4 protein-coding genes are annotated in these 2,626 nt (G+C 72.1%); 3 read left to right on the forward strand and 1 reads right to left on the reverse strand.

Features of this window, described 5'->3' with window-relative positions:
* The 3 genes from E1265_RS35460 to egtD all read left to right on the forward strand — a co-directional run.
* On the forward strand, positions 1-324 hold a 324-nt coding region (locus tag E1265_RS35460), incomplete at its 5' end, for an SUMF1/EgtB/PvdO family nonheme iron enzyme (protein WP_165954005.1).
* The gene (gene egtC / locus E1265_RS35465) at positions 324-1,067 is read left to right on the forward strand and encodes an ergothioneine biosynthesis protein EgtC (RefSeq protein ID WP_132935059.1); all 744 of its coding nucleotides are present in this window, start codon (positions 324-326) and stop codon (positions 1,065-1,067) included. The genes E1265_RS35460 and egtC, both read left to right, overlap by 1 nt.
* Before the next feature lie 22 nt (positions 1,068-1,089).
* A complete protein-coding gene (egtD, locus tag E1265_RS35470) occupies positions 1,090-2,082 on the forward strand; it encodes an L-histidine N(alpha)-methyltransferase (RefSeq protein WP_132935060.1) in 993 nt (330 codons plus the stop codon).
* An 11-nt stretch (positions 2,083-2,093) separates the two neighbouring features.
* On the opposite strand, the gene E1265_RS35475 is transcribed toward egtD, so the two are convergent.
* Positions 2,094-2,567 (reverse strand): Hsp20/alpha crystallin family protein, encoded by a 474-nt coding sequence (locus E1265_RS35475; protein WP_132935061.1) that lies wholly within the window; start codon positions 2,565-2,567, stop codon positions 2,094-2,096.
* Positions 2,568-2,626: the final 59 nt, after the last annotated feature.

Raw genomic sequence — 2,626 nt, forward strand, 5'->3', positions numbered from 1 at the left:
ACCCCCGACCACGCCAACCTCGGCCAGCGCCACCTGCGCCCGGCCCCCGCCGGCAGCTACCCGGCCGGCGCCGCGCCCTGCGGCGCCCGGCAACTCCTCGGCGACGTCTGGGAGTGGACCGCCACCGACTTCACCGGCCACCCCGGCTTCGCCGCCCACCCCTACCGCGAGTACAGCGAGGTCTTCTTCAGCGCCGGGTACAAGGTGCTGCGCGGCGGCTCCTTCGGCACCGACCCAGTCGCCTGCAGATCCACCTTCCGTAACTGGGACTTCCCCGTCCGCCGCCAGATCTTCGCCGGCTTCCGCACCGCGAGGAGCGTGTGATGTGCCGGCACCTCGCCTATCTCGGCCCGCCGCGCGCGCTGGCCGAGATCGTCACCGACCCGCCGCACAGCCTCTACGAGCAGTCCTACGCGCCCCACCACCAGACCAACGGGGCCGCCCTGAACGCCGACGGCTTCGGCGTCGGCTGGTACCCGCCGGGCGACCGCGCGGGACCGGTCCGCTACCGACGCGCCGTACCCATCTGGGCGGACGCCAACTTCCCGGGTCTCGCCCACCTGTTGCGCAGCGGCGCGGTGCTCGCGGCGGTCCGCTCCGCCACGCCGGGCAACAGCCTGGACGAGTCGGCCGCCGCGCCCTACGCGTTGGGCCGCTGGCTGTTCTCCCTCAACGGCTTCGTGCAGCGCTGGGAGTCGCTGCCCGGCGACACCGGCGAGTCGCTGTCCGCCTCCGACCTGCTCTCCATGGAGGCGCGCACCGACGCCGCGCTGCTCTGGGTGATGGTCGCCCGCCGCCTCACCTCGGGCGCTCCCGCCGGCGACGCGCTCGCCGAGGTCACCAGGCTCACCGCCGCCGCCCGCCCGGCGGCCCGCCTCAACCTCCTGCTCACCGACGGCCAGGCCATCGCCGCCATCCGGCGTGGCGCCTCCCTCTACTACCGCAGGACGGGCGACGAGGTGACCGTCGCGTCCGAGCCCACCACCGATGACGGCGACTGGCAGGAGGTCCCCGACCAGTCGCTCCTCCTCACCACCCAACACACCGCGGAGATAGCCCCGTTGTGATCCCGCCCGAAAGGAGCCCCCCATGGCCCCGTCCACCACCGGCGACTTCACCGTCGAACGCCGCATCGCCGCCGACCATCTGGCCCGCGCGCTGCGCGCCGACGCCCAGGCAGGGCTCGCCGAGAACCCCAAGACCCTGCCGCCCAAGTGGTTCTACGACGCCCGCGGCAGCATGCTCTTCGACCGCATCACCCGGCTCCCCGAGTACTACCTCACCCGCGCCGAACGCATGGTGCTGCGGGCCAACGCCGTCCGAGTCGCCGATCTCACCGGCGCCCGCACCCTCGTCGAACTCGGCTCCGGATCCTCCGAGAAGACCCGCATACTGCTCGACGCCCTGGCCGCCGTCGGCACCCTGCGCCGCTACGCCCCCCTCGACGTCAGCGAGTCGGCGCTCACCGCCGCCGGCGAGGCGCTCGCCACCGCCTACCCGGACCTGAGGATCACCGCCACCGTCGCCGACTTCGAGACCGACCTCGCCCTCCCGGAGCCCTCCTCAGGACCCCGCCTGGTCGCGTTCCTCGGCTCGACGCTCGGCAACCTCGACGCCGAACAGCGCGCCGCCTTCCTCGGCCGCCTGCGCCAGGCGCTGGACACGGAGGGTGACGCCCTGCTGCTCGGCGTCGACCTCGTCAAGGACCCGGCCCGCATGCTCCGCGCCTACGACGACGGCCAGGGCGTCACCGCCGAGTTCAACAAGAACCTGCTCACCATCCTCAACCGCGAACTCGACGCCGACTTCGACCCCGGCGCCTTCGACCACCGCGCGGTCTGGAACGAGGAGGAGGAACGCATGGAGATGCGGCTGCGGGCCCGCGTCACCCACAGCGTCAAGATCCCCACCCTCGACCTGACCCTGGACTTCCTGCGCGGCGAGGACCTGCGCACCGAGATCTCGGCCAAGTTCCGGCGCGACGGCCTGGAGCCAGAGCTGGCCCAGGCCGGCTTCACGCTCGAGCACTGGTGGACCGACCAACAGAAACGGTTCGCCGTGCTCCTCGCCGTGCCGGCCTGAGCTCCCCGGCGTCAGCTACCGTCCGTGACCTCGATGTGCCGCGTCCCGGTGCCGGCCGCCTTCGGAACGCGCACCGTCAACAGTCCCTCGCGTAGCGTCGCGGTCACGCGCTCCGCGTCCACCTGGCCCGGCAACATCGTCCGGTACTCGAACCGGCCGGTGCGCCGGGTGCCGCGGTGCAGCGTGCCCTTGCGCTCCTGCTCCGCGTACTCACCGCTGATCGTCAGCTCGCGCTCGTCGAGCTCGATGTCGATGTCCTGGCGGGCCATCCCGGGCAGCTCGCACTCGACCACATACGCGTCGTCGAGCTCGGTCAGATCCGTGAGGGGCGCCCACGCGGTGCCCCGCGCGAACCCGCCGCCGACGGTGGACTCGAGCAGGGTCCCCATCCGATTGAAGAGATCATCGAACTCGGACATCGCGTCCCGTCCCCAGGACCGCCCACGCTCGGGCATCGGCCGCTGCCGTCGTGTGGGAAGTGTCATGGCGGCTCACCTCCATCAGGGGAATCGCGACATTTCCGCCACTTTCGATAGTAGTGACC

The organism is Streptomyces sp. 8K308 (assembly GCF_004348315.1).
In the GTDB taxonomy this organism is placed as follows: Bacteria; Actinomycetota; Actinomycetes; order Streptomycetales; family Streptomycetaceae; genus Streptomyces.